A 683-nucleotide genomic window follows, 5' to 3' on the forward strand; every position below is an offset into this window, starting at 1 on the left:
CTCCGCCTCTCCCATCACCAACCCGGAAGTCATTCCGGCAGCCAACATCAAGGTTAAACTACCGAATCAATTGTATTTATTCTTATCCAGAACGTTTGAGGCCACCCGGCCGCCGGGAGCGAGGGATGGCAGTCCAAGAAGCTACCAAACCACCCAGAACCGTCAACTACGCTGCGGATAGCGGTCGGGTGCGCTGAGTTGTTATGCCTATTCTTCGATGGTCACGTCCCTGAATTCGAAGCGCAGTTTATTTGGCTCTCTATCAAAAGAGTCACGCATAGCCGCTTTAATACTCCTCATGGATAGGCGCAATGATCGCTCATCAAGCGGTGTATTTGGCTTCATTATTTTCACCGTAGTTACATCACTTCCAGGAATAACCTCATAATTGCCCTTAGCGTCCAGATCATTAGCCAACACCCGCCTCATATAATCTGCCTCATCGAGGTCATTTTTACCGATAGGCGCCAAGCTATCTCCCACTGGAGCACAACCGAGCATAAGGACCGGTAAGATGACAGGAAGTGCGATGCAGTTGATTATTTTTTTCATAGCATAACGTCAAGGATCAGGCACGGGCTCCAGCCCGTTGCCTGCATCCGCTTGTTCGCTTTGCGCTTGTCAGTAAGCTGGCACCGATAACCAGAGTCGATTTAATGCTAGAATTCCCCTCAACGAAAGGA

2 protein-coding genes are annotated in these 683 nt (G+C 49.6%); one reads left to right on the forward strand and one right to left on the reverse strand.

The window, feature by feature from the left end; all coding sequences use genetic code 11:
- The coding region (locus JIN85_RS21530; RefSeq protein WP_234047548.1) for a hypothetical protein at positions 1-181 on the forward strand (181 nt) is incomplete at its 5' end.
- Between the two features lie 26 nt (positions 182-207).
- Here the strand turns inward: JIN85_RS21530 and JIN85_RS20725 are convergent.
- Positions 208-552 carry a hypothetical protein gene (locus tag JIN85_RS20725; protein WP_200274442.1) on the reverse strand — a complete coding sequence of 115 codons (345 nt, stop codon included), beginning with the start codon at positions 550-552 and terminating at the stop codon, positions 208-210.
- Positions 553-683: the final 131 nt, after the last annotated feature.

Source organism: Luteolibacter pohnpeiensis (assembly GCF_016595435.1).
GTDB classification, from domain to species: Bacteria; Verrucomicrobiota; Verrucomicrobiia; order Verrucomicrobiales; family Akkermansiaceae; genus Luteolibacter; species Luteolibacter pohnpeiensis.

Excerpts from the sequence above, each read along its gene's own strand:
- JIN85_RS20725 (WP_200274442.1), bottom strand. The coding sequence starts at position 552 with ATGAAAAAAATAATCAACTGCATCGCACTTCCTGTCATCTTACCGGTC.